Here is a 23,122-nt window from a genome sequence, read left to right as displayed (position 1 = left end):
GGGTCTCTTTGGCCCCGCGCAGCATAATTTGTGCATGCGATTGGACCACGTAGTTCTGTGGACGAAGGATCCGCGCGCGGCGATGGACTTCTACTCGAGGGTGGTCGGGCTGGCACCGGTGCGGTTCGCCGAGTTCGAGGCCGCCGAGGCGCCTTTCCCCAGCGTGCGGGTGTCCGAGGATTCGATCATCGACCTGATGCCACTCGAGATGGCTTCCGGTGCGGTGTCGTCCGCGGTGGCCGAAGGAAGCGCCGGCCAACCGGTCAACCACGTCTGCCTTGCCCTGTCGAAGGCCGAATACGACGCGCTCGACACGCGCCTGCAGGCCGAGGGCGTGGACACCAGTGCCCGGCTGAACCACAGCTTCGGCGCGCGGGGCTGGGCGCCGCAGGGATTCTATTTCGCCGATCCCGACGGGAATGTGGTCGAGGCGCGCTACTACGAGTGACGCGACGCGGGAACCGCCCGTCGTTAACTGAACAGGGTGGTGGCGACCCGCTGCGCCCCGGCGCTGCCGGAGCTGGCGATCGCCGCGGAGCAGATGGTGGCGACCCGCTGCGCCCCGGCGCTGCCGGAGCTGGCGATCGCCACAGGCGGTAGCCTGGACTTTTCCAGCTGCGTGTATATCGGGGAAGGACCTGGCCGGCAAGGCCGATGATTGATGAACCGGAAAAACGTTATTCGCACCATCACGGCGATTGCTGTCGTGGTGCTGCTCGGCTGGTCGTTCTTCTATTTCAGCGACGACACTCGCGGCTATAAGCCCGTCGACACGTCCGTGGCGATGTCCCAGATCAACGGCGACAACGTCAAAAGCGCGCAAATCGACGATCGCGAGCAGCAGCTGCGCCTGACCCTGAAGAAGGGCAATGGCGACACGGACAACTCCGACAAGGTCATCACCAAATACCCGAGCGGGTATGCGGTCGACCTCTTCAACGCGCTGACCGCCAAGAACGCGAAGGTCAGCACCGTCGTCAACCAGGGCAGCATCCTGGGCGAGCTGCTGGTCTACGTCCTGCCGCTGCTGCTGCTGGTCGGGCTGTTCGTGATGTTCTCCCGCATGCAGGGCGGCGCCCGGATGGGCTTCGGGTTCGGCAAATCGCGCGCCAAGCAGCTCTCCAAGGACATGCCCAAGACCACGTTCGCCGACGTCGCCGGCGTCGACGAGGCGGTCGAGGAGCTTTACGAGATCAAGGACTTCCTGCAGAACCCCGGTCGCTATCAGGCGCTGGGCGCCAAGATCCCCCGGGGCGTGCTGCTCTACGGTCCGCCCGGGACCGGGAAGACGCTGCTCGCCCGCGCGGTGGCGGGCGAGGCCGGCGTCCCGTTCTTCACCATCTCCGGCTCAGACTTCGTCGAGATGTTCGTCGGTGTCGGTGCGTCCCGGGTACGCGACCTGTTCGACCAGGCCAAACAGAACAACCCGTGCATCATCTTCGTCGATGAGATCGACGCCGTTGGCCGCCAGCGCGGCGCGGGCCTGGGCGGCGGGCACGACGAGCGCGAGCAGACGCTGAACCAGTTGCTGGTCGAAATGGACGGGTTCGACCCGCGGGCCGGCGTGATCCTGATCGCGGCCACCAACCGGCCCGACATCCTGGACCCGGCGCTGCTGCGGCCCGGCCGCTTCGACCGGCAGATCCCGGTGTCCAACCCGGACCTGGCGGGCCGCAAGGCGGTGCTGGAGGTGCACTCCAAGGGCAAGCCGATCGGCCCGGATGCCGACCTCGCCGGGCTGGCCAAGCGGACCGTCGGCATGACCGGCGCCGACCTGGCCAACGTCATCAACGAGGCGGCGTTGCTCACGGCCCGGGAGAACGGCACCGTCATCACCAGCGCCGCCCTGGAAGAGGCGGTGGACCGGGTGATCGGCGGCCCGCGCCGCAAGGGCCGCATCATCAGCGAGCAGGAAAAGAAGATCACCGCCTACCACGAAGGCGGCCACACCCTGGCGGCCTGGGCGATGCCCGACATCGAGCCGATCTACAAGGTGACGATCCTGGCGCGAGGCCGCACCGGCGGGCACGCGGTGGCGGTGCCGGAGGAAGACAAGGGGCTGCGGACCCGCTCGGAGATGATCGCGCAGTTGGTGTTTGCCATGGGCGGGCGCGCCGCGGAGGAGCTGGTCTTCCGGGAGCCGACCACCGGCGCGGTGTCGGACATCGAGCAGGCCACCAAGATCGCGCGTGCCATGGTCACCGAATTCGGGATGAGCTCCAAACTCGGTGCGGTCAAATACGGTTCGGAACACGGCGACCCGTTCCTGGGCCGCACCATGGGAACGCAGGCGGACTATTCGCACGAGGTCGCCCGCGACATCGACGACGAGATCCGCAAGCTGATCGAGGCCGCGCACACCGAGGCGTGGGAAATCCTCACCGAATACCGCGACATCCTCGACACCCTCGCCGGCGAGCTGCTGGAAAAGGAAACCCTGCACCGGGCCGAACTGGAAAGCATCTTCTCGGGCGTCGAAAAGCGCCCGCGGCTCACCATGTTCGACGATTTCGGTGGCCGCATCCCGTCGGACAAGCCGCCCATCAAGACCCCCGGCGAGCTGGCCATCGAGCGTGGCGAGCCGTGGCCGCCGCCCACGCCCGAGCCGGCGTTCAAGGCGGCCATCGCGCGGGCCAGCGAAGCGGCACGGCTGGAGGCCGACCGAAACGCCAACGGCGGCAACGGTTCTCATGGCGGCCAGGCCAGCGGTAAGGGCGCGCCGCACGGGCCCACCCAGCCGGACTACGGCGCGCCGGCGGGCTGGCGCGCGCCGGGATGGCCGCCGCAAGCGCAGCAACCGCAGCAGCAGCCGAACTATTGGCATCCGCCGGCGCAGCCGCCACAGCAGCCCTATTGGCAGCAACCGGCGCCCAGTTATCCGGGCCCGCAGCCCTATCCCGGTCAGCAGGGCCACGCCGGCCACCAGCAGGGCTATCCGGGCGGGCAGGGTCGTTCCGGCCAGCAGGGCCAGGCGCAGCCGTCGTACCCGCCGTACCCGCCGTATCCCCCACCGGGACAGCCCGCCCAGGAGGGTGGCTCGCCCGACCGGCAGGATGACGACGTGAGCCGGTCCAATCCGCCGGCCCACGGCTGAGCAAACGGAGGATTCGATGGCACTGCCGGACACCGCGATGTCCAAGATGCGGGTCTTCGACCAGGACCGTGCCGAGGCCGCGGTCCGCGAGTTGCTGTGCGCGATCGGCGAAGACCCGGACCGGCACGGCCTGCGGGAAACCCCGGCCCGCGTCGCCCGCGCCTACCGGGAGATGTTCGCCGGGCTCTACACCGATCCGGACAGCGTGTTGAACACCATGTTCGACGAGGATCACGACGAGTTGGTGCTGGTCAAGGAAATCCCGCTGTACTCCACGTGCGAACACCACCTGGTGTCGTTCCACGGGGTGGCCCACGTCGGCTACATCCCGGGCAACGACGGCAGGGTCACCGGCCTGTCGAAGATCGCGCGACTGGTCGATCTGTACGCCAAGCGGCCCCAGGTGCAGGAACGGCTCACCAGCCAAATCGCCGACGCCCTGGTGAAAAAGCTCAATCCGCGCGGGGTGATCGTCGTGGTCGAGGCCGAGCACCTGTGCATGGCGATGCGCGGTGTCCGCAAGCCCGGAGCGACGACCACGACCTCGGCGGTGCGCGGAATATTCAAAACGAACGCCGCTTCTCGAGCCGAGGCGCTCGACCTCATCCTGCGGAAGTGAGCCTGGCGCCTGTGCAGGTAATGGGAGTTCTGAACGTCACTGACGATTCGTTCTCCGACGGCGGCCGCTATCTCGACCCCGACAAAGCCGTGGCACACGGATTGGCGCTGGCCGCCGACGGCGCCGACATCGTCGACGTCGGGGGAGAATCCACCCGTCCCGGTGCCACGCGCGTCGACGCCCGTGTCGAGGCCTCCCGGGTCGTCCCCGTCGTCAAAGAGCTTTCCTCGCAAGGCATTACGGTGAGCATCGATACCATGCACGCCGACGTCGCGCGGGCGGCGCTGTGCAGCGGCGCGCGGATCGTCAACGACGTGTCCGGCGGCCGGGCCGATCCCGCCATGGCGCCGCTGCTGGCCGAGGCGAAAGTGCCTTGGGTGCTGATGCATTGGCGCTCCGTGTCAACGCAGCGTCCGCACGCGGCCCCGGACTATCGTGACGTGGTCGCCGAGGTACGCGCCGAGTTGCTTGCCAGTGTCGACGCCGCGGTGTCCGCCGGTGTCGAACCCGCTCAGCTGATGATCGATCCGGGTCTGGGATTCGCCAAGACGGGACAACACAATTGGGCGCTGCTGCATGCGCTGCCGCGATTGGTCGCCACCGGGATCCCGGTGCTGCTGGGCGCGTCGCGCAAACGGTTCCTCGGTACGTTGCTGGCCGGGCCCGACGGTTCGCCGCGGCCGCCCGACGGGCGTGAGACGGCGACCGCGGTGATTTCCGCGCTCGCCGCGCTGCACGGGGCCTGGGGGGTACGGGTGCACGATGTGCGCGCCACGGTCGATGCGCTCAAGGTCGTGGCGGCGTGGAACGACGAGACGCACACTGGGCTGGCTGAACACGATGGCTGATCGAATCGAGTTGCGCGGGTTGAAGGTTCGCGGGCAACACGGGGTTTTCGACCACGAACGCGCGAGCGGGCAGGACTTCGTCGTCGACGTCACCGTGTGGATCGACCTGGCGTCGGCCGCCGCGACCGACGACCTGACCGACACCTACGACTACGGCGCGCTGGCCCGGCTGGCGGCCGACGTCGTGGCGGGACCCGCGCGAAACCTGATCGAGACCGTCGCCGCCCAGATCGCCGATGAGGTGATGGACGACGAACGCGCGCACGCCGTCGAGGTGGTGGTGCACAAGCCGCAGGCCCCGATCCCGCAGCAGTTCGCCGACGTCTCGGTGGTGGTGCGGCGGTCCCGGCGCGGTGGCCGGGGTTCGGTGGTGCCGTTATGACGCGTGTTGACGACGATGATGCCGGCTCGGTCCTGTGCGGAGCCGGGATCGAGGAGTGGCGGCGATGACCAGAGTGGTGTTGTCCATCGGGTCCAACCTGGGGGACCGGCTGGCGCGGTTGCAGTCGGTCGTCGACGGGCTGGGGGACACGGTGCTCGCCGTGTCACCGGTGTACGAGACCGACCCCTGGGGCCGGGTCGATCAGGCGCCGTTCCTGAACGCGGTGCTGATCGCCGACGACCCGGCCTGCGACGGGCAGGGCTGGCTGGCCCGGGCGCAGGAGTTCGAGCGCGCGGCGGGCAGGGTCCGCGGCGAGCGCTGGGGGCCGCGCACCCTCGACGTCGACCTGATCGCCTGTTACGGGCAAGCCGAGGTGACCTCGCGGGAGAACAACCTGACGCTGCCGCATCCGCTGGCCCATTTGCGGGCCTTCGTGCTGATCCCCTGGCTGGCGGTCGACCCGGACGCTCGGCTGACGGTCGCCGAAGGGCCGCGTCCCGTCGCGCAGTTGCTGGCCGAACTGGAGCCCGCCGACCGTGCCGCCGTACGGCGCTCGGACCTGATGCTCGAGCTCACGACCTGATGGGGCCCACCCGCAAGCGTGAGCTGACGGCCGCGGTGGTCGGCGCCGCCGTGCTGGGTTACCTGCTGGTCAACGGCCTGTACCGGTGGTTTCCCCCGATCACGGTGTTGACCGGCCTGTCGTTGCTGGCGGTGGCCATCGGCGAGGCGCTGTGGGCGCGCTACGTGCGCGCCAAGATCGCCGACGGCGAAATCGGCCCCGGTCGGGGCAGGTTGCATCCGCTTGCGGTGGCACGCAGCCTGATGGTCGCCAAGGCGTCGGCCTGGGTGGGGGCGTTGATGCTGGGCTGGTGGGTGGGACTGCTGGTGTACTTCCTGCCGCGCCGGTCCTGGCTGCGGGCCGCCGCCGAGGACACCACCGGAACGGTGGTGGCGGCCATCAGCGCGCTGGCATTGGTGGTCGCCGCGCTGTGGCTGCAACATTGCTGCAAGTCCCCGTACGACCCGACCGAGCGCGGCGAGGGCGCCGAAACCTAGCGCCGATCGATCGGCGGATCAACCCAGGTGAGAATCGCCGGAGCAGGGCGACACGCGGATTGACCTCGCGCAGGTACAGTCAGGCCATGACCGTTCTGTCCCGCGGCGCCCGGGTGCGGCGCGGCGGCCGCAGGCCGGGGTGGGTGCTCTTGACCGCGTTGCTGGTCCTCGCGATAGGTGCCAGTTCCGCATTGGTTTTCACCAATCGGGTGGAACTCCTCAAGCTCGCTGTAATCCTGGCGCTGTGGGCCGCAGTCGCCGGCGCCTTCGTTTCCGTGCTCTATCGCCGCCAAAGCGACGCCGATCAGGCCCGCGTCCGCGATCTCAAGCTGGTCTACGACCTCCAGCTCGACCGGGAGATCTCGGCCCGGCGCGAATACGAACTGACCGTGGAGTCCCAGCTGCGTCGCGAGCTGGCCTCCGAGTTGCGCGCCCAGGCCGCCGACGATCTGGCCGAGCTGCGCGCCGAGCTGAGCGCCTTGCGCACCAGCCTGGAAATCCTGTTCGACACCGACCTCGCGCACCGCCCCGCGCTCGGGACCGTCGAGAGCGAGCCGCAACCGGAGCGCGCCTACAGCGAGTGGGATCGCAACGGCGAGACCCCCCGCGACAACCCCGTCGATTGGGTGCCCAGCGATCGGGTCACGTCGGTGCCCCAGGACAACCCGCGCGGCCGCGCCGACGAGACGGCCATCATCGACGTCCCCGAAGAACCCCTACTGCCGCCCCGCCAACCGCCGCCACCCCGTCGGGAACGGCCCCGCTACCAGTACGAACCGCCCCAAGAACCCGCGTATCCGGCGCCGGAGCCGGCCTACGCCCCACCGCCGCCGGAGCCCCGGTTCGAACCCCGCCAGCAACCGCCACCGCAACCCGAACCCGAACCGCAGGCTCCGCCGGAGCCCGAACCACAGCCTGCGCCCCGGGCGGAGCGGCACCGCCAGGACTGGCAGCCGACGGCCGCGGAAGGCCAGTGGTTGCCACCCGGGACACCGGGCAGCAACTGGACCGGCGCCGACGCCCCCGGGGAACCGGCGGGCGGGCGGCGGCGCGCCCGGCATTCGGGCCCCGACGAGTCCCGAGACGAACCTCGGGACGAAGCCCGGGACGAATACCGAGACGAAGCCTGGGACGGCCTGCCCGTCGAGCCCCTGCCCCAACCGCCCTACGCCGAGTCCGGCCGCCGGGCACGGTCACGCCATTCGGCGGAGTACCGCGACTACGGGGTGCGCAGTTTCGCCCCCGGCACCGAGCCACCGGCCCCGGCGCCGCCCCCGCCGCCCGAGCCCCCGGTGCAGCAGGGCCCGCCCGCCGGCGCGCCCCCGCCGCCGCGGCTGGCGCCGCCGCCGGCACCGGAGCACACGCCCCGGCACGGCGGTGATCCCCAGCGCGAGGACGCCGGCGCCGCCGGAGAGACCACCGCCACGGGCGGCCAGTCGGTGGCCGACCTGCTGGCCCGCCTGCAGGTGCAGCCCTCCGAGGGCGGCCGGCGTCGCCGCCGCGAAGGCTGAGCTGGGAGCTTCCTCACATTGGGAAACGCCTGGTGATCGACTAGAGTCTTGGTGACCGAACGGTACCCACCTGGTGGGACCGGAACGAACAAGAAATCTGTGAGGTCGTCTGCGATGGTGCAGTTCGACGGTCTGCGCCCGGCCAGGCTCAAGGTGGGAATCATCTCCGCCGGCCGGGTGGGCACCGCGCTCGGTGTCGCGCTGGAGCGCGCGGACCACGTCGTGGTGGCGTGCAGCGCCATCTCCCATGCGTCGCGGCAGCGGGCGCAGCGCCGCCTGCCCGACACCCCGGTGGCGACGCCGCCCGACGTCGCCGCCGGCGCCGAGCTGTTACTGCTCGCGGTTCCCGACAGCGAACTCGCCGGCCTGGTATCCGGGCTGGCCGCGACGTCGGCCGTGCGGCCCGGGACCATCGTGGTCCACACGTCCGGCGCCAACGGGGTGAGCGTCCTGGCGCCGCTGGCCGCGCAGGGCTGCATCCCGCTGGCGATCCACCCGGCCATGACGTTCACCGGCTCCGACGAGGACATCAGCAGGCTGCCGGACACCTGCTTCGGCATCACGGCGGCCGACGAGGTCGGGTACGCGATCGGTCAATCGCTCGTCCTGGAGATGGGCGGGGAGCCGTTCTGCGTCGCCGAGGACGCCCGCGTCCTCTACCACGCGGCGCTGGCCCACGCGGGCAACCACATCGTGACCGTGCTCGCCGACGCCCTGGAGGCGCTGCGCGCCGCGCTGCGGGGCAGCGAGCTGCTCGGCCAACAGTCCGTCGACGACCAGCCGGGCGGCATCGCCGAACGCATCGTCGGCCCGCTGGCCCGGGCGGCGCTGGAGAACACCCTGCAACGCGGGCAGGCCGCGCTCACCGGCCCGGTCGCGCGCGGCGACGCCGCCGCGGTCGCCGGGCATCTGGCGGCCCTGGCCGGGGTCGGACCCGAACTGGCGCAGGCGTATCGGGTGAACGCCCTGCGAACCGCGCAGCGCGCGCACGCCCCCCAGGACGTCGTGGAGGTGCTGGCGCCATGACCCGAGCAAAACCCCCGGCCTTCAAGGCGGGCGAACTCAACCTGTACCCGAACCCGCGTGATGTCACCGACGTCAGCCGCGCCCTGCGCCACACCGGCCGCCGGGTGATGCTGGTGCCCACCATGGGCGCGCTGCACGACGGCCATCTGGCGTTGGTGCGGGCGGCCAAGCGGGTGCCCGGCTCGGTGGTCGTGGTCTCGATCTTCGTCAACCCCCTGCAATTCGGCGCCGGTGAGGATCTCGACGCCTATCCCCGCACCATGGACGACGACCTCGCGCTGCTGCGCGCAGAAGGCGTCGAAATCGTCTTCGCCCCAACGGCCGCCGCGATGTATCCCGACGGGCTGCGCACCACGGTGCAGCCCGGACCGCTGGCCGCCGAGCTCGAGGGCCGCCACCGGCCCACCCATTTCGCGGGCGTGCTCACCGTCGTGTGCAAGCTGCTGCAGATCGTGCGCCCGGACCGGATCTTCTTCGGCGAGAAGGACTATCAGCAGCTGGTGATGATCCGCCAGATGGTCGCCGACCTCAACATCGACGCCCAGGTCGTCGGGGTGCCGACCGTCCGGGAATCCGACGGCCTGGCGATGTCGTCGCGCAACCGCTACCTCGACCCCACGCAACGCGAACTGGCGGTGACGCTTTCGGCCGCGCTGACTGCTGGCGCCCACGCCGCGCACCACGGCGGCGCGGCCGCGCTGGACGCGGCGCGCGCGGTGCTCGACGCCGTCCCCGCGCTCACGGTCGACTACCTCGAGCTGCGCGACGCCGGGCTCGGGCCGGCGCCCGCCCACGGTTCGGCCCGGCTGCTGGTCGCCGCCCGGCTGGGCACCACCAGGCTGCTGGACAACATCGAAATGCAGATCGAAACACCCGCCGGCACCTCAGGGCCGGACGGCAATCACGAATACGCCCAATCACCTTGGAGGAATTGATGCTACGGACGATGCTCAGGTCGAAGATCCACCGGGCCACCGTCACGCAGGCCGACCTGCACTACGTGGGCTCGGTGACCATCGACGCCGATCTGATGGACGCGGCGGACCTGCTCGAAGGCGAACAGGTGACCATCGTCGACATCGACAACGGCGCCCGCCTCGTCACCTACGCCATCACCGGCGAACGCGGCAGCGGCGTGATCGGGATCAACGGTGCCGCAGCGCATCTCGTCCACCCGGGCGACCTGGTGATCCTGATCGCGTACGGGACCATGGAGGAGGCGGAGGCCCGGGCGTATCGGCCGCGGATCGTCTTCGTCGACGCCGACAACAAACCGGTCGACCTCGGCCACGACCCGGCGTTCGTGCCCGAAGACGCGGCCGAGCTGCTGGATCCCCGGATCGTTGCGCGGTAGCCGTGCTGCTGGCGATCGACGTCCGTAACACCCACACCGTCGTCGGGCTCATATCGGGCGCCAAGGAGCACGCAAACGTCGTGCAGCAGTGGCGGATCCGCACCGAATCGGAGATCACCGCGGATGAATTGGCGCTGACCATCGACGGATTGATCGGCGACGACTCCGAGCGGCTCACCGGCGCCGCCGCGCTGTCGACCGTCCCCTCGGTGCTGCACGAGGTGCGGCTCATGCTCGACCAGTACTGGCCGTCGGTGCCCCACGTGCTGATCGAGCCCGGGGTGCGCACCGGCATCCCGCTGCTGGTGGACAACCCCAAAGAGGTGGGCGCCGACCGAATCGTCAACTGCCTGGCGGCCTTTCACAAGTTCGGTCAGGCCGCCATCGTCATCGACTTCGGGTCCTCGATCTGCGTGGACGTCGTGTCGGCCAAGGGCGAATTCCTCGGCGGCGCGATCGCGCCCGGGCTGCAGGTTTCCTCCGATGCCGCGGCGGCCCGCTCGGCCGCGCTGCGCCGCGTCGAGCTGACCCGGCCCCGTTCGGTGATCGGCAAGAACACGGTCGAGTGCATGCAGGCCGGTGCGGTGTTCGGGTTCGCCGGTCTGGTCGACGGCCTGGTCGGACGCATCCGTGACGACGTGGACGGCTTTGCCGGTGACGACGTCGCCATCGTGGCCACCGGACACACCGCGCCCCTGCTGCTGCCCGAGCTGCAGACCGTCAGCCATTACGAACAGCACCTGACCCTGCACGGCCTGCGGCTGGTCTTCGAACGCAACCGCGACGCCCAGCGCGGCCGGCTGAAGACCGCCCGCTAGGGCGCCCGCCGGTCAAGGGCACCACGAGAGTTGATTTAAGCTGGCACGTCGTGAGTGCCGACGAGCCAGATATTCCCGAGCAGTACCGGATCCGCCGGGACAAGCGCGCTCGGCTGCTCGCCGAGGGGCGCGACCCCTACCCGGTCGCCGTCGAACGCACCCACACGTTGGCGCAGGTCCGCGCCGCCCACCCCGACCTGCCGGTCGACACCGCGACCGACGACGTCGTCGGCGTCGCCGGCCGGGTGATCTTCGCCCGCAACTCGGGAAAGCTCTGCTTCGCCACGCTGCAGGAGGGCGACGGCACCACGCTGCAGGTGATGGTCAGCCTCGACAAGGTGGGCCGCGAATCCCTCGACGCGTGGAAGGCCGACGTCGACCTGGGCGACATCGTCTACGTGCACGGCAACGTGATCAGCTCACGGCGCGGCGAATTGTCCGTGCTGGCCGATTCGTGGCGGATGGCGTCGAAGTCGTTGCGTCCGCTACCGGTCGCGCACAAGGAGATGAGTGAAGAGGCGCGGGTGCGGCAGCGCTACGTCGACCTGATCGTCCGCCCGCAGGCGCGCACGGTCGCCCGGCAGCGGATCGCGGTCATCCGCGCCATCCGCAACGCATTGGAGCGCCGCGGCTTTCTCGAAGTCGAAACCCCGATGTTGCAGACGCTCGCCGGCGGCGCGGCCGCGCGGCCCTTCATCACACATTCCAATGCGCTGGACATCGATCTCTACTTGAGGATCGCACCGGAACTGTTCCTCAAGCGGTGCGTGGTCGGCGGTTTCGACAGAGTTTTCGAACTAAATCGCGTGTTTCGAAACGAAGGTGCGGATTCCACGCATTCTCCCGAATTCTCCATGCTCGAGACCTACCAGGCGTACGGAACGTATGACGATTCGGCGGTTGTGACGCGCGAGCTTATTCAAGAGGTCGCCGACGAGGCGATCGGAACCCGACAACTACCGCTGCCCGACGGCAGTGTCTACGACATAGACGGAGAATGGGCTTCGATCGAAATGTACCCGTCGTTGTCGTCGGCGCTCGGTGAAGAGATCACGCCGGAGGCGACGGTGGAAAAGCTGCTCGGCATCGCCGATCGCCTCGGCGTCGAGATCCCGCGCGACCGTGGTTACGGACACGGAAAGATCGTCGAGGAGCTGTGGGAGCACACGGTGGGCAACGCGCTCGTCGCACCCACGTTCGTGCGGGACTTCCCGGTCGAGACAACACCTTTGACGCGCCAGCACCGCAGCATCGCCGGCGTCACCGAGAAGTGGGACCTGTATGTGCGCGGGGTCGAGCTGGCCACCGGTTACTCGGAATTGAACGACCCGGTCGTGCAGCGGGAGAGGTTCGCCGCCCAAGCGCGCGCGGCGGCCGCCGGCGACGACGAGGCCATGGTGCTCGACGAGGATTTTCTTGCCGCACTCGAGTATGCGATGCCGCCATGTACCGGAACGGGAATGGGTATCGACCGGTTGTTGATGACATTGACCGGACTGTCAATTCGGGAGACAGTTTTGTTCCCCATTGTTCGGCCACACTCGTAGTCGAAAAGCTCAACCCTGCAACGCCCGTACAGATTGAGTATGCTGCGTTGTTATGGCAGATTGGTGACCGGGGAGGTCGATCCAATCTGCTCAGCAACTGCTCAGGACGAAATGCGAGGGTGAGCCAATGGCAAAAAAAGTGACCGTCACCTTGGTCGATGATTTCGACGGTGCCGGCGCAGCCGACGAAACGGTCGAATTCGGGCTTGACGGGGTGACCTATGAGATTGATCTTTCGTCCAAGAATGCCGCGAAACTTCGCGGGGATCTGAAGCAGTGGGTGGAAGCCGGTCGCCGCGTCGGCGGCCGCCGGCGGGGGCGGTCCGGCTCGGGACGCGGGCGCGGCGCCATCGACCGTGAGCAGAGCGCGGCGATCCGCGAATGGGCTCGCCGGAACGGGCACAACGTGTCGACGCGCGGCCGCATCCCGGCCGACGTCATCGACGCGTTCCACGCCGCAACCTGACAGTCTTCAAACCGGCGCCCGGGCCCCAAGCCCGGGCGCCGGTTTGTCATTTCGCTCGGCGCGAAACGATGGTCGGGCGTCCCGGGAAACGAATTGGGACATTGCAACGTTTCTTGGGATACGGCGGGTAAAGCCCCAGGCAGTCGCAAGTGAGATCAGGGCCGGAACGACCGAGTTGCGTCGACAGCGAACGAGGCCGCACAAGGTTAGGTCCGCCGGCAAGCCGACCATTACAGTGGATGGCAGGTACGCGATTCCGGCCACAGGGGACCGGCAGGGTTGTTCGAAGGGCCGCTAACTAGTTTGTACCGATGTTGAGGGAGAGCAGGTAACCCGATGTTTGAAAGATTTACCGACCGTGCCCGCAGGGTCGTCGTCCTGGCGCAAGAAGAGGCCCGGATGCTCAACCACAACTACATCGGCACCGAGCACATCCTGCTGGGTTTGATTCACGAGGGCGAAGGCGTCGCGGCGAAGTCGCTGGAGTCGCTGGGCATCTCGCTCGAGGGCGTTCGCAGCCAGGTCGAGGAGATCATCGGCCAGGGCCAGCAGGCGCCGTCGGGCCACATCCCGTTCACCCCGCGCGCCAAGAAGGTTCTCGAGCTGAGCCTGCGCGAGGCGCTGCAGCTCGGCCACAACTACATCGGCACCGAGCACATCCTGCTGGGCCTGATCCGTGAGGGTGAGGGCGTGGCCGCGCAGGTGCTGGTGAAGCTGGGCGCGGAGCTGACCCGGGTGCGCCAGCAGGTCATCCAGCTGCTGAGTGGCTACCAGGGCAAGGAGGCCGCCGAGGCGGGCACCGGTGGCCGCGGTGGCGAGTCCGGCAGCCCCTCGACGTCGTTGGTGCTCGACCAGTTCGGCCGCAACCTGACGGCCGCCGCGATGGAAGGCAAGCTGGACCCGGTCATCGGCCGCGAGAAGGAAATCGAGCGGGTGATGCAGGTGCTGAGCCGGCGCACCAAGAACAACCCGGTGCTGATCGGCGAGCCCGGCGTCGGCAAGACGGCCGTCGTCGAGGGCCTGGCGCAGGCCATCGTGCACGGCGAGGTCCCGGAGACACTCAAGGACAAGCAGCTCTACACGCTGGACCTGGGCTCGCTGGTCGCGGGCTCGCGCTACCGCGGTGACTTCGAGGAACGCCTCAAGAAGGTGCTCAAGGAGATCAACACCCGCGGCGACATCATCCTGTTCATCGACGAGCTGCACACCCTGGTGGGTGCGGGCGCCGCCGAGGGCGCGATCGACGCCGCGTCGATCCTCAAGCCCAAGCTGGCCCGCGGCGAGCTGCAGACGATCGGCGCCACCACGCTCGACGAGTACCGCAAGTACATCGAGAAGGACGCCGCCCTGGAGCGCCGCTTCCAGCCGGTGCAGGTCGGGGAGCCGACGGTGGAGCACACCATCGAGATCCTCAAGGGCCTGCGCGACCGCTACGAGGCGCACCACCGGGTCTCGATCACCGACCCGGCGCTGGTCGCGGCGGCCACCCTGGCCGACCGCTACATCAACGACCGGTTCCTGCCGGACAAGGCGATCGACCTGATCGACGAGGCGGGCGCCCGGATGCGGATCCGCCGGATGACCGCGCCGCCAGACCTGCGCGAGTTCGACGAGAAGATCGCCGACGCGCGCCGGGAGAAGGAATCGGCGATCGACGCCCAGGACTTCGAGAAGGCGGCCAGCCTGCGGGATCGGGAGAAGCAGCTGGTGGCCCAGCGCGCCGAGCGCGAAAAGCAGTGGCGCTCCGGCGATCTCGACGTGGTCGCCGAGGTCGACGACGAGCAGATCGCCGAGGTGCTGGGCAACTGGACGGGCATCCCGGTGTTCAAGCTCACCGAGGCCGAGACCACGCGGTTGCTGCGCATGGAGGACGAGCTGCACAAGCGGATCATCGGCCAGGAGGACGCCGTCAAGGCCGTCTCCAAGGCGATCCGCCGCACCCGCGCCGGGCTGAAAGACCCCAAGCGCCCGTCGGGTTCGTTCATCTTCGCCGGCCCGTCCGGTGTCGGTAAGACCGAGCTGTCCAAGGCGCTGGCGAACTTCCTGTTCGGCGACGACGACGCGCTCATCCAGATCGACATGGGCGAGTTCCACGACCGGTTCACCGCGTCGCGGTTGTTCGGCGCCCCGCCGGGATACGTCGGCTATGAGGAGGGCGGCCAGCTCACCGAGAAGGTGCGCCGCAAGCCGTTCTCCGTGGTGCTGTTCGACGAGATCGAGAAGGCGCACCAGGAGATCTACAACAGCCTGCTGCAGGTCCTCGAGGACGGTCGGCTCACCGACGGTCAGGGACGCACGGTGGACTTCAAGAACACCGTGCTGATCTTCACCTCGAACCTCGGCACGTCCGACATCTCCAAGCCGGTCGGCCTGGGCTTCACCCAGGGTGGCGGTGAGAACAACTACGAGCGGATGAAGCAGAAGGTCAACGACGAGCTGAAGAAGCACTTCCGCCCGGAGTTCCTCAACCGCATCGACGACATCATCGTCTTCCACCAGCTGACCCGCGACGAGATCATCCGGATGGTCGATCTGATGATCCAGCGCGTCGGCAACCAGCTCAAGAGCAAGGACATGGCGATGGAGCTGACCGACAAGGCCAAGGCATTGCTGGCCAAGCGCGGCTTCGACCCCGTGCTGGGTGCCCGTCCGCTGCGGCGCACCATCCAGCGCGAGATCGAGGACCAGCTCTCGGAGAAGATCCTCTTCGAGGAGGTCGGTCCCGGCCAGGTTGTCACGGTCGACGTCGACAACTGGGACGGCGAGAGCGCCGGCGAGGACGCGAAGTTCACCTTCACCGGCACCCGCAAGCCGCCGGCCGAGCCGGACCTGGCCAAGGCCGGGGCGCACGCCGCGCCGCAGGGGCCGGACCCGCAGTAGCGAGCGGTTCTCGCGGCGCCGGCGCTATCGCGGCGCGATCAACGCGAAGGCCTGCTTGGCGACCTGCAGCATCCAGCCGGTCACGGTCGGCCCGTGGTCGCGCGGCCAGGTCAGCTGGAAGCTGACCACCCAGGGCTGCCGCGTCTTGTCGACGGCATACCAGCTGAACGTCAAATCACCCGGCAGGCCACCGGCTTTCGCGCCGATGTAGGGCCACACGTTGCGGTCCAGCTGGATACCCGCCACCGCGGAGAGGATTTCGCGCACCGGCGCGGCCTCGCCGACGGCGTCGGCCTGCAGCGCCGCGTGGACCCGGCAGATGTCCTCGGCGTTGCCGTACCACTCCGCGCCGTACGAGGACGCGGGTGAGTGGGCGCGCATCGGATCCGGGTCGTACGGCGTGGAATTCGCCTGCTGAAGCAGTTGGGCCCGCACCTGGGGGGACCCGTGCTCCCATTGGCCGCGCAGGTCGGGTCTGCCCCAGCCGACCGAGAAAAGCTCGTACATGGTGGGGAAGGGCGTCATGCTGGCCGGGTCGTGATGGCCGGCCGTGGCGAGCGCTTCGGAGATGGCCTGCGTGCCCAACTTTCCGATCAGCAGATCGGTGGCCATATTGTCGCTGGTGGCGATCATCTTCTCGGCGGCCTTGCGAACCGAGACGTGGGCCCCGGCGGGCAGCGCCAAACCCGACGAGCCGACGGCCCGGCTCTTGTCGGTGACGGTCAGTTGGTCATCCCAGGACACCGTCCCGTTCTTGATGGCGCCGGCCAGGGCATGCAACACGTACAGCTTGAAAATCGATGCCAGCGGCAGGGATTCGCGGGCGTTGGTGCCCGCCACCGGGTTGCAGTGGCCGTCGTCGACCTTGGCGACCTGATAGGAGTAGCGCGCGCCGGTCTTGCTCAGCACCGCGTCGATGTCCTGCCACGACTTGACCGTCGGCGCCCGGGTGTCCAGGTCGAACCGGTCCACCCACCCGCCGTCGTCGGTGTGGATCCGGATGTCTTGGCGGGCACCGTAGGACGACGTCAGGTGCAGGGTGGCCACGCTCGCACCGATGTCGACGCCGTCGAGGGCGAACGGGCGATCCCACCACAGCGCCTCCATGGTGGTCTGCACCGACTCGACCTTGTCGGCGGCGGCCAGCGTGCCGACCCCGACCGGCCCGATGGGCCAGTCCGAGTTGAGCATGTCCAACGTCTGCTGGGCCCGAATGCCGGGCGGGGTCCGGGTGTCGATCTGCCGTCCCGAATTTGCCGCGTTCGCCTGCGGTGAGGGGGAGGGGGCGCAGCCGGGCGCCGAGGTGACGATCAGTGTGGTGGCGGCGCTCAGCGCCAGCGCGCGGCGCCAGGCCGACCGCCCGCTAGCCAGCCTGCTTGTTTGCGGCAACGTCCAGCACAACCTCGAATTCCAGCAGGGACGCCCCGGTCGCCACCGGGTTGGCCCGATGGCCGGCGTGGGCCTCGATGGCCGGACCCTTCGCCCACGTCTGGAACGCCTCGTCGGACTCCCAGTGCGTCACCACGAAGTAGCGGTCCTCGCCCTGGACCGGGCGCAGCAACTGGAAGCCGAGGAAACCGGGCTGATTCTCCACCGCGTGCGCGCGGTGGGCGAACCGCTTCTCCAGTTCGGGGCCGGCGTCGGCGGGAACTTCGATTGCGTTGATCTTCACCACAGGCGGCATGCCGCTAGGCTACCCCGCCCCCCGCGCCGTTCAACTAGGGCGGTCCACGCAAGATGGTGACATGCCCGGCGATTTGTTGACGCGTCACGGGGGACGCGGCGAGCCGTTGGTGCTGGTGCACGGCCTGATGGGGCGCGGGACCACGTGGACGCGTCAACTGCCGTGGCTGACCCGCCTGGGCACCGTCTACAGCTACGACGCGCCATGGCATCGGGGGCGCGACGTCGACGATCCGCACCCGATCAGCACCGAGCGGTTCGTGGCCGACCTGGGTGACGCGGTGGACGAGTTGGGCGCGCGGGTCAGGATCGTCGGGCATTCGATGGGTGCCCTGCACGCGTGGTGCCTGGCCGCGCAGCGCCCCGAACTGGTTTCCGCTCTGGTGCTCGAGGACATGGCTCCAGACTTTCGCGGCCGCACCACCGGCCCGTGGGAGCCTTGGCTGCACGCGCTTCCGGTCGAATTCGATTCCGCGGAGCAGGTATTCGCCGAATTCGGGCCCGTCGCCGGGAAGTATTTCCTGGAGGCGTTCGACCGCACCGAAACCGGGTGGCGGCTGCACGGTCACACCTCGCGATGGATCGAGATCGCCGCGGAGTGGGGTACCCGCGACTACTGGGCGCAGTGGCGGGCGGTGCGTGCCCCGTCGCTGCTCATCGAGGCCGGCAACTCGGTCACGCCGCCGGGCCAGATGCGACAGATGGCCGAAAGCGGCCATGCCGCAACGTATTTGCGTGTTCCGCAAGCGGGTCACCTGATCCACGACGAAGCGCCCGGCCAATACCGCGAAGCGGTGCAGGCTTTCCTGGCCGCGCCGCATCCGCGGGCGTGATCCGCTACCCCTCGCCGGCCAACGCGAACCGGCCGTCGCGGGTCTGTGTCACCAGGCCGTCGGCGAGCAGCGAATACAGCGCCCGGTCGCGCTGCGCGGTGTCGGTCAGCCACGCCACATCCAGCTCGGCCCGACTGGCCGGGGAATCCTTGTCGCGCAACACATCCAGCAGGCGGCCGCGAACCTGGCGGTCGGTGCCGGGATAGGTCTGGACGCGTCGCGGCGGTCCTTGCGCGGCGGGATAACCCGCGCGCCGCCAGGCGCATTGGCCCAGCGGACACAGCCCGCATCGCGGGGCGCGCGCGGTGCACACCGTCGCTCCCAGCTCCATCAGCGCGACCGAGAACTGCGGTGCGGTCGCGTCGTCGGGTAGCAGCGCCGACACGTCGGCGTGGTCGCGGGTCGCGGACGGCGCGCCCGCGTCGGCCAGGCCGTGCACGACGCGCGCCACCACCCGGCGCACGTTGGTGTCGACCACCGGCACCCGCCGGCGATAGGCGAAGCAGGCGACGGCGCGCGCGGTGTAGCTGCCGACGCCGGGCAGCGTCAGCAGGGTGTCGACGTCATCGGGGACGACGTCGTCGTGATCGCGCGCGATCACGGTGGCGCACTCGTGTAATCGCTTGGCCCGCCGCGGATAACCGAGCTTGCCCCAGGCGCGCAACACATCCGCGGCGCTGGCCGCGGCCGTCGCCGACGGGGTCGGCCAGCGCCGCACCCAATCCGACCAGATCGGCAACACCCGGGCCACCGGCGTCTGCTGCAACATGAACTCGCTGACCAGGATCTGCCAGGCGCTCACCCCGGGTTCGCGCCAGGGGAGGTCGCGGCGTGAGGTTTCGTACCAGGCCAAAAGATTGGTAACTGATATGTATGCCGGACCCGGCGTTGGTTGTTCCGGCATGATGGCAGCCATGCCTAACACCAGTCCGGTAACAGCGTGGAAGTCACTCAAAGAGGGTAACGAGCGATTCGTCGCCGGTAAGCCGCAGCATCCCAGCCAAAGTGTTGAGCATCGAGCCAGCCTGGCCGCCGGGCAGAGTCCCACCGCGGTCGTGTTCGGCTGCTCGGACAGCCGGGTCGCCGCCGAGCTCATCTTCGACCAGGGCCTGGGCGACATGTTCGTGGTGCGCACCGCCGGGCAGGCCATCGACACCGCGGTCCTGGGTTCCATCGAGTTCGCGGTGAGCGTGCTCAACGTGCCCCTCATCGTCGTCCTGGGACACGACAGCTGCGGCGCGATCAAGGCCGCCCTGGGCGCGATCGAAGAGGGGTCCATCCCGGGCGGTTTCGTGCGCGACGTGGTGGAGCGGGTCGCGCCGTCGATCCTGATGGGCCGCCGTGACGGCCTGAACCGCGTCGAGGAGTTCGTGGAGCGACACGTACGCGAAACCGTGGCGCAGCTGGTGTCGCGGTCCACGGCGATCGCCGAGCGGATCGCCGACGGCACGGTCGCGGTGGCCGGTGTCACCTACCACCTTGCCGACGGGCGCGCGGCGTTGTGTGACCACGTCGGCGACATCGGCGAATAGCGGGCCGAATAGCGGGGCCGATCGCGGGCGAATGGGCCGCGCGGTCGGCCGCCACTAACACGGCGATTGGCCGGCAAACCTAGCGACACGCCGAGGCGGGTCAACCGAATCGGCGTGACCTGGGCCTACGCTGCGAACGTGCTCGATCTGGAACCGCGTGGCCCGCTACCCACCGAGATCTATTGGCGGCGCAGAGGCCTGGCCGTGGGCATCGCGGTCGTCGTGATCGGGATCGTGGCCGCCACCGTCATCGCGTTCATGGGGCACAGCTCGGGAGCCAAGCCCGCCACCGCCGACAAGCCGAACTCAGCGCAGAGCAAGCCCGGATCGCCCGCGCCCCAGGCGCCGCCACCGGCGGGGCCCGAAAGCCCCGCCCCCGGGGCGCCGCCGGCGCAGGGCCAGAACCCCGAGACGCCCACCCCCACCGCCGCGGTGCAGCCGCCGCCGGTGCTGAAGGAGGGTGACGACTGCCCCGACTCGACGCTGGCGGTCAAGGGCCTGACCAACGCTCCCCAGTACTTCATCGGTGACCAGCCGAAGTTCACCATGGTCGTCACCAACATCGGGCTGGTCGCGTGCAAGCGCGACGTCGGGGCCGCGGTGCTGGCGGCCTACGTCTACTCGCTGGACAACAAGCGGCTGTGGTCGAACCTGGACTGCGCGCCGTCCAACGAGACGCTGATCAAGACCTTCACGCCGGGCGAGCAGGTGACCACCGCGGTGACGTGGACCGGCATGGGATCGGCGCCGCACTGCCCGCTGCCCCGGCCGGCGATCGGGCCGGGCACCTACAACCTGGTCGTCCAGCTGGGCAATCTGCGCTCGATGCCGGTGCCGTTCATCATGAATCAGCCCCCGCCGCCGCCGGGCCCGGTGCCCGGCCCGGGCCAGCCGGGCGCCGTGCCGCAGCCGGAGGCGCCGCCGATGCCCCCGGCCGGCTGACCTCAACGAGCATTAGCTCAGGGAGTCGGTGATCGTCGACTCTGCCAGCTGCGACAGCCCCTCCCGCACGTGGCGCGCCCACATCGCGCCGATGCCGTCGACCGATTGCAGGTCGCTGGCGCTGGCCGCCAACACGTTCTGCAGCGTCCCGAACGAGCGGACCAGCAGATCGGCGTGGGCGAACTGCAGCCGGGGGATGCCGGCCAGCGCGCGGTAGCCGCGCGGGCTGACCGCCGAGTCCTGCGCCTCCGTCGTCGTCGGGTAGCCGAAAACCTTTGCCAGAGCGGTGAAGTCGAGCAGCTCGGTGTCCGAGAGCGCGTCCAGCTCGTCCAGCGTCGCGGTCAGCTGCGCCTCGGACAGCGGCTCCGGGCTGGCGTGGTAGTCCCGCACGATCAGCTCCCGGGCGATGTCGTTGCCGCCGAGCAGCTCGTCGAGCTGCAGCCGCAGCTGGCGCCCGTCGGTGCCGAGTTCGACGACGTCGTTGTCGATCACCTGGCCGATCCGCCGGACCAGCTCGAGGCGCTGCACCACCGTCAGGACGTCGCGCAGGGTGACGAAGTCCTCGATCTCGGCCCGCGACAGCTGCCGGCTGACCTCGTCGAGCCTGATCTTGTACCGCTCCAGGGTCGCGATGGCCTGGTTGGCCCGCGACAGGATGGTCGCGGAATCGGCGACCACGTGGCGCTCCCCGCCCACGTAGACGGTCACGATGTTCATCGAGTGGCTCACCGAGATCACCGGGTATCCGGTCTGGATCGCCGCCCGCTCCGCCGACCGGTGTCGAGTCCCCGATTCGTCGGTGGCGATCGACGGGTCCGGCACCAACTGCACGTTGGCGCGCACGATGCGGCTGCCGTCGGTGGACAGCACCACGGCGCCGTCCATCTTTGCCAGCTCGCGCAGCCGGGTCGGCGCGTAGCGCACGTCCAGCGCGAAGCCGCCGTCGCAGATGGCTTCGACGTTTTCGTCGTTGCCCAGCACGATCAGCGCGCCGGTGCGGCCGCGCAGGATGCGTTCCAGGCCGTCACGCAGCCCGGTCCCCGGCGCCAGGCGGGCAACGGTGTCACGCAACGTCGGTCGGGTCACAGCGTGCATTCTGCGGCCCATCGCGTCACGCGTCCAGCCGGTACGGGTTTGCGGGGCCGCCGCGGCGCTCGGCGATGTCGATCATGTGCTGGAGCGCCGCGACGATGGTGGGCGCACGCAGCGCGCGCATCCCGCGGGGCACGATATCGCGCCGGGGGTCGTCGCCGTCCGGGATGAGCGCGACGGTGAATCCCTGGCGCGCGGCCTCGGACAGGCGCCGCTCCATGCCACTGACCCGCCGGAGGTCGCCGGCCAGGCCCACCTCCCCGATCATCACCGCCGTGGTGGGCAGGGGCAGATCGGCGAGCGCGGACGCCAGCGCGACCGCGACCGCCAGGTCCGATGACGGGTCGGTCAGCCGCATGCCGCCGACGGTGGACAGGTAGATGTCGTGGGCGGCGACGGGCAACTTGGCGTGCTTTTCCAGCACGGCGGTGATCATGGCGGCCCGCGAATGGTCGATGCCGCTGACGGCGCGGCGCGGCGAACCGCCCGACGGCGAGGCCAGCAGGGCCTGCACCTCGCCGATGAGCGGACGTTTGCCGTCGAGGGTCACCGTGATCGCGGTGCCGGGAACCGGCGCGGGGCGCTGGTCCAAGAACAGGTTCGACGGGTCGGCGACCCCTTCGATCCCGTTGTCGTGCAACAGGAAACACCCGACCTCGTCGGCGGCGCCGAACCGGTTCTTGATGCCCCGGACCATCCGCAGCGAGCCGTTGCGGTCACCCTCGAAGTGCAGGACCACATCGACGAGGTGCTCGAGGGAACGCGGCCCGGCGATGGCCCCGTCCTTGGTGACGTGCCCGACCAGGATCAGCGCGACCCCGTTGGTCTTGGCCGCCGCGGTCAGCGCCGACGTCACCGCCCGCACCTGCGTGACGCCGCCGGCGACGCCGTCGGCCTCGGTGGTGGACATGGTTTGCACCGAGTCCACGATCACCAGCGCGGGCTTGACCGTGGCGATGTGCTCGAGCACGGTGTGCAGGTCGGATTCGGCGGCCAGGTACAGCTCGTCGCCGCCGCAGCCGATGCGGTCGGCGCGCAACCGGATCTGGCCGGCGGACTCCTCGCCGGAGATGTACAGCGCGCGGCGGCCGGATTCCGCCCAGCGGTGGGCGACCTCGAGCAACAGCGTCGACTTCCCCACGCCCGGATCGCCCGCCAGCAGCGTGACCGAACCGGGCACCACGCCGCCGCCGAGCACCCGGTCGAGTTCGCCTACGCCCGTCGTGCGGTGCTGGCTGGCGCCCGGCTCGATGGACGTGATCGGCACGGCCTGCGACGCCGCGGCACGGACGGCGCGGCGCCCGGCGACGGTACTGAGCACCGGGACCTCGTCAACGGTGCCCCAGGTGCCGCACTCGAGGCAGCGGCCGACCCATTTCGCGGTGACGTGCCGGCATTCCGAGCAGCGGTATTGCGAGCGCGCGGTTGCCACGTGA

24 protein-coding genes are annotated in these 23,122 nt (G+C 69.5%); 18 read left to right on the top strand and 6 right to left on the bottom strand.

Going from position 1 to position 23,122, the window contains the following annotated elements:
- Positions 1 to 34 precede the first annotated feature (34 nt).
- Positions 35 to 448: a VOC family protein gene (locus QGN31_RS23155; protein ID WP_014378978.1), complete on the top strand. Its 414-nt coding sequence runs from the start codon at positions 35 to 37 to the stop codon at positions 446 to 448.
- A 23-nt stretch (positions 449 to 471) separates the two neighbouring features.
- Here the strand turns inward: QGN31_RS23155 and QGN31_RS23150 are convergent, their stop codons facing one another.
- Positions 472 to 591 carry a hypothetical protein gene (locus QGN31_RS23150; protein WP_014381724.1) on the bottom strand — a complete coding sequence of 40 codons (120 nt, stop codon included), beginning with the start codon at positions 589 to 591 and terminating at the stop codon, positions 472 to 474.
- Positions 592 to 661: 70 nt separating this feature from the next.
- Between QGN31_RS23150 and ftsH the strand changes: the two genes are divergently transcribed.
- The 14 genes from ftsH to clpC1 all read left to right on the top strand — a co-directional run bounded on the left by ftsH (position 662) and on the right by clpC1 (position 15,604).
- Entirely contained in the window at positions 662 to 3,094 is a 2,433-nt protein-coding gene (ftsH, locus tag QGN31_RS23145) for an ATP-dependent zinc metalloprotease FtsH (protein WP_014378980.1), read from the top strand.
- A 16-nt stretch (positions 3,095 to 3,110) separates the two neighbouring features.
- Entirely contained in the window at positions 3,111 to 3,713 is a 603-nt protein-coding gene (folE, locus tag QGN31_RS23140) for a GTP cyclohydrolase I FolE (RefSeq protein ID WP_014378981.1), read from the top strand.
- Positions 3,710 to 4,561, top strand: coding sequence for a dihydropteroate synthase (gene folP, locus QGN31_RS23135; protein ID WP_085978329.1), 852 nt, complete (start codon positions 3,710 to 3,712; stop codon positions 4,559 to 4,561). Before folE ends, folP begins: the two co-directional genes overlap by 4 nt.
- Positions 4,554 to 4,943, top strand: coding sequence for a dihydroneopterin aldolase (folB, locus tag QGN31_RS23130; RefSeq protein WP_014941210.1), 390 nt, complete (start codon positions 4,554 to 4,556; stop codon positions 4,941 to 4,943). The genes folP and folB overlap by 8 nt, the downstream gene beginning before the upstream one ends.
- Positions 4,944 to 5,007: 64 nt before the next feature.
- Positions 5,008 to 5,526: a 2-amino-4-hydroxy-6-hydroxymethyldihydropteridine diphosphokinase gene (gene folK, locus QGN31_RS23125; protein ID WP_043955590.1), complete on the top strand. Its 519-nt coding sequence runs from the start codon at positions 5,008 to 5,010 to the stop codon at positions 5,524 to 5,526.
- Positions 5,526 to 6,002 carry a DUF3180 domain-containing protein gene (locus QGN31_RS23120; RefSeq protein ID WP_014941212.1) on the top strand — a complete coding sequence of 159 codons (477 nt, stop codon included), beginning with the start codon at positions 5,526 to 5,528 and terminating at the stop codon, positions 6,000 to 6,002. Before folK ends, QGN31_RS23120 begins: the two co-directional genes overlap by 1 nt.
- 86 nt (positions 6,003 to 6,088) lie before the next feature.
- Entirely contained in the window at positions 6,089 to 7,513 is a 1,425-nt protein-coding gene (locus tag QGN31_RS23115; RefSeq protein WP_014381726.1) for a DUF6779 domain-containing protein, read from the top strand.
- Between the two features lie 114 nt (positions 7,514 to 7,627).
- Entirely contained in the window at positions 7,628 to 8,539 is a 912-nt protein-coding gene (locus QGN31_RS23110) for a Rossmann-like and DUF2520 domain-containing protein (RefSeq protein WP_008263492.1), read from the top strand.
- Positions 8,536 to 9,474 (top strand): pantoate--beta-alanine ligase, encoded by a 939-nt coding sequence (gene panC / locus QGN31_RS23105; RefSeq protein WP_008263493.1) that lies wholly within the window; start codon positions 8,536 to 8,538, stop codon positions 9,472 to 9,474. The genes QGN31_RS23110 and panC overlap by 4 nt, the downstream gene beginning before the upstream one ends.
- A complete protein-coding gene (panD, locus tag QGN31_RS23100) occupies positions 9,474 to 9,893 on the top strand; it encodes an aspartate 1-decarboxylase (protein ID WP_008263496.1) in 420 nt (139 codons plus the stop codon). The genes panC and panD overlap by 1 nt, the downstream gene beginning before the upstream one ends.
- Before the next feature lie 2 nt (positions 9,894 to 9,895).
- On the top strand, positions 9,896 to 10,711 hold the full coding sequence (locus QGN31_RS23095) for a type III pantothenate kinase (protein ID WP_008263499.1): 816 nt from the start codon (positions 9,896 to 9,898) through the stop codon (positions 10,709 to 10,711).
- Positions 10,712 to 10,761: 50 nt separating this feature from the next.
- On the top strand, positions 10,762 to 12,258 hold the full coding sequence (lysS, locus tag QGN31_RS23090; RefSeq protein WP_008263500.1) for a lysine--tRNA ligase: 1,497 nt from the start codon (positions 10,762 to 10,764) through the stop codon (positions 12,256 to 12,258).
- Between the two features lie 127 nt (positions 12,259 to 12,385).
- Complete coding sequence (lsr2, locus tag QGN31_RS23085) at positions 12,386 to 12,724, top strand: histone-like nucleoid-structuring protein Lsr2 (protein ID WP_008263502.1); 339 nt, start codon at positions 12,386 to 12,388, stop codon at positions 12,722 to 12,724.
- Between the two features lie 336 nt (positions 12,725 to 13,060).
- On the top strand, positions 13,061 to 15,604 hold the full coding sequence (gene clpC1 / locus QGN31_RS23080) for an ATP-dependent protease ATP-binding subunit ClpC (RefSeq protein WP_008263504.1): 2,544 nt from the start codon (positions 13,061 to 13,063) through the stop codon (positions 15,602 to 15,604).
- A 24-nt stretch (positions 15,605 to 15,628) separates the two neighbouring features.
- On the opposite strand, the gene QGN31_RS23075 is transcribed toward clpC1, so the two are convergent.
- Together QGN31_RS23075 and mhuD are read right to left on the bottom strand one after the other, a co-directional pair.
- Entirely contained in the window at positions 15,629 to 16,993 is a 1,365-nt protein-coding gene (locus QGN31_RS23075; RefSeq protein ID WP_026071445.1) for a serine hydrolase, read from the bottom strand.
- Complete coding sequence (mhuD, locus tag QGN31_RS23070) at positions 16,968 to 17,288, bottom strand: mycobilin-forming heme oxygenase MhuD (RefSeq protein WP_043954357.1); 321 nt, start codon at positions 17,286 to 17,288, stop codon at positions 16,968 to 16,970. Before mhuD ends, QGN31_RS23075 begins: the two co-directional genes overlap by 26 nt.
- A 61-nt stretch (positions 17,289 to 17,349) precedes the next feature.
- Here mhuD and QGN31_RS23065 point away from each other — a divergent pair, with 61 nt between their 5' ends.
- Positions 17,350 to 18,120 (top strand): alpha/beta fold hydrolase, encoded by a 771-nt coding sequence (locus tag QGN31_RS23065; protein ID WP_014941216.1) that lies wholly within the window; start codon positions 17,350 to 17,352, stop codon positions 18,118 to 18,120.
- 4 nt (positions 18,121 to 18,124) lie between these two features.
- On the opposite strand, the gene QGN31_RS23060 is transcribed toward QGN31_RS23065, so the two are convergent.
- On the bottom strand, positions 18,125 to 19,036 hold the full coding sequence (locus tag QGN31_RS23060) for an A/G-specific adenine glycosylase (protein WP_043954359.1): 912 nt from the start codon (positions 19,034 to 19,036) through the stop codon (positions 18,125 to 18,127).
- On the opposite strand from QGN31_RS23060, the gene QGN31_RS23055 reads away from it, so the two are divergent.
- Both QGN31_RS23055 and QGN31_RS23050 read left to right on the top strand, forming a co-directional pair.
- Entirely contained in the window at positions 19,035 to 19,652 is a 618-nt protein-coding gene (locus tag QGN31_RS23055; RefSeq protein ID WP_008263518.1) for a carbonic anhydrase, read from the top strand. The two genes, QGN31_RS23060 and QGN31_RS23055, sit on opposite strands and share 2 nt — an antisense overlap.
- A 138-nt stretch (positions 19,653 to 19,790) precedes the next feature.
- A complete protein-coding gene (locus QGN31_RS23050; protein WP_014941218.1) occupies positions 19,791 to 20,594 on the top strand; it encodes a hypothetical protein in 804 nt (267 codons plus the stop codon).
- A 12-nt stretch (positions 20,595 to 20,606) separates the two neighbouring features.
- On the opposite strand, the gene disA is transcribed toward QGN31_RS23050, so the two are convergent.
- Entirely contained in the window at positions 20,607 to 21,689 is a 1,083-nt protein-coding gene (gene disA, locus QGN31_RS23045; RefSeq protein ID WP_008263522.1) for a DNA integrity scanning diadenylate cyclase DisA, read from the bottom strand.
- A 16-nt stretch (positions 21,690 to 21,705) separates the two neighbouring features.
- Positions 21,706 to 23,118 (bottom strand): DNA repair protein RadA, encoded by a 1,413-nt coding sequence (gene radA / locus QGN31_RS23040; RefSeq protein ID WP_008263524.1) that lies wholly within the window; start codon positions 23,116 to 23,118, stop codon positions 21,706 to 21,708.
- Positions 23,119 to 23,122: the final 4 nt, after the last annotated feature.

Origin of the sequence: Mycobacterium sp. 2-64, from assembly GCF_035918375.1 — a bacterium.
GTDB classification, from domain to species: Bacteria; Actinomycetota; Actinomycetes; order Mycobacteriales; family Mycobacteriaceae; genus Mycobacterium; species Mycobacterium intracellulare.
The sequence above is the reverse complement of the archived record's forward strand: the minus strand, read 5'-3'. Positions and strand labels throughout refer to the sequence as shown.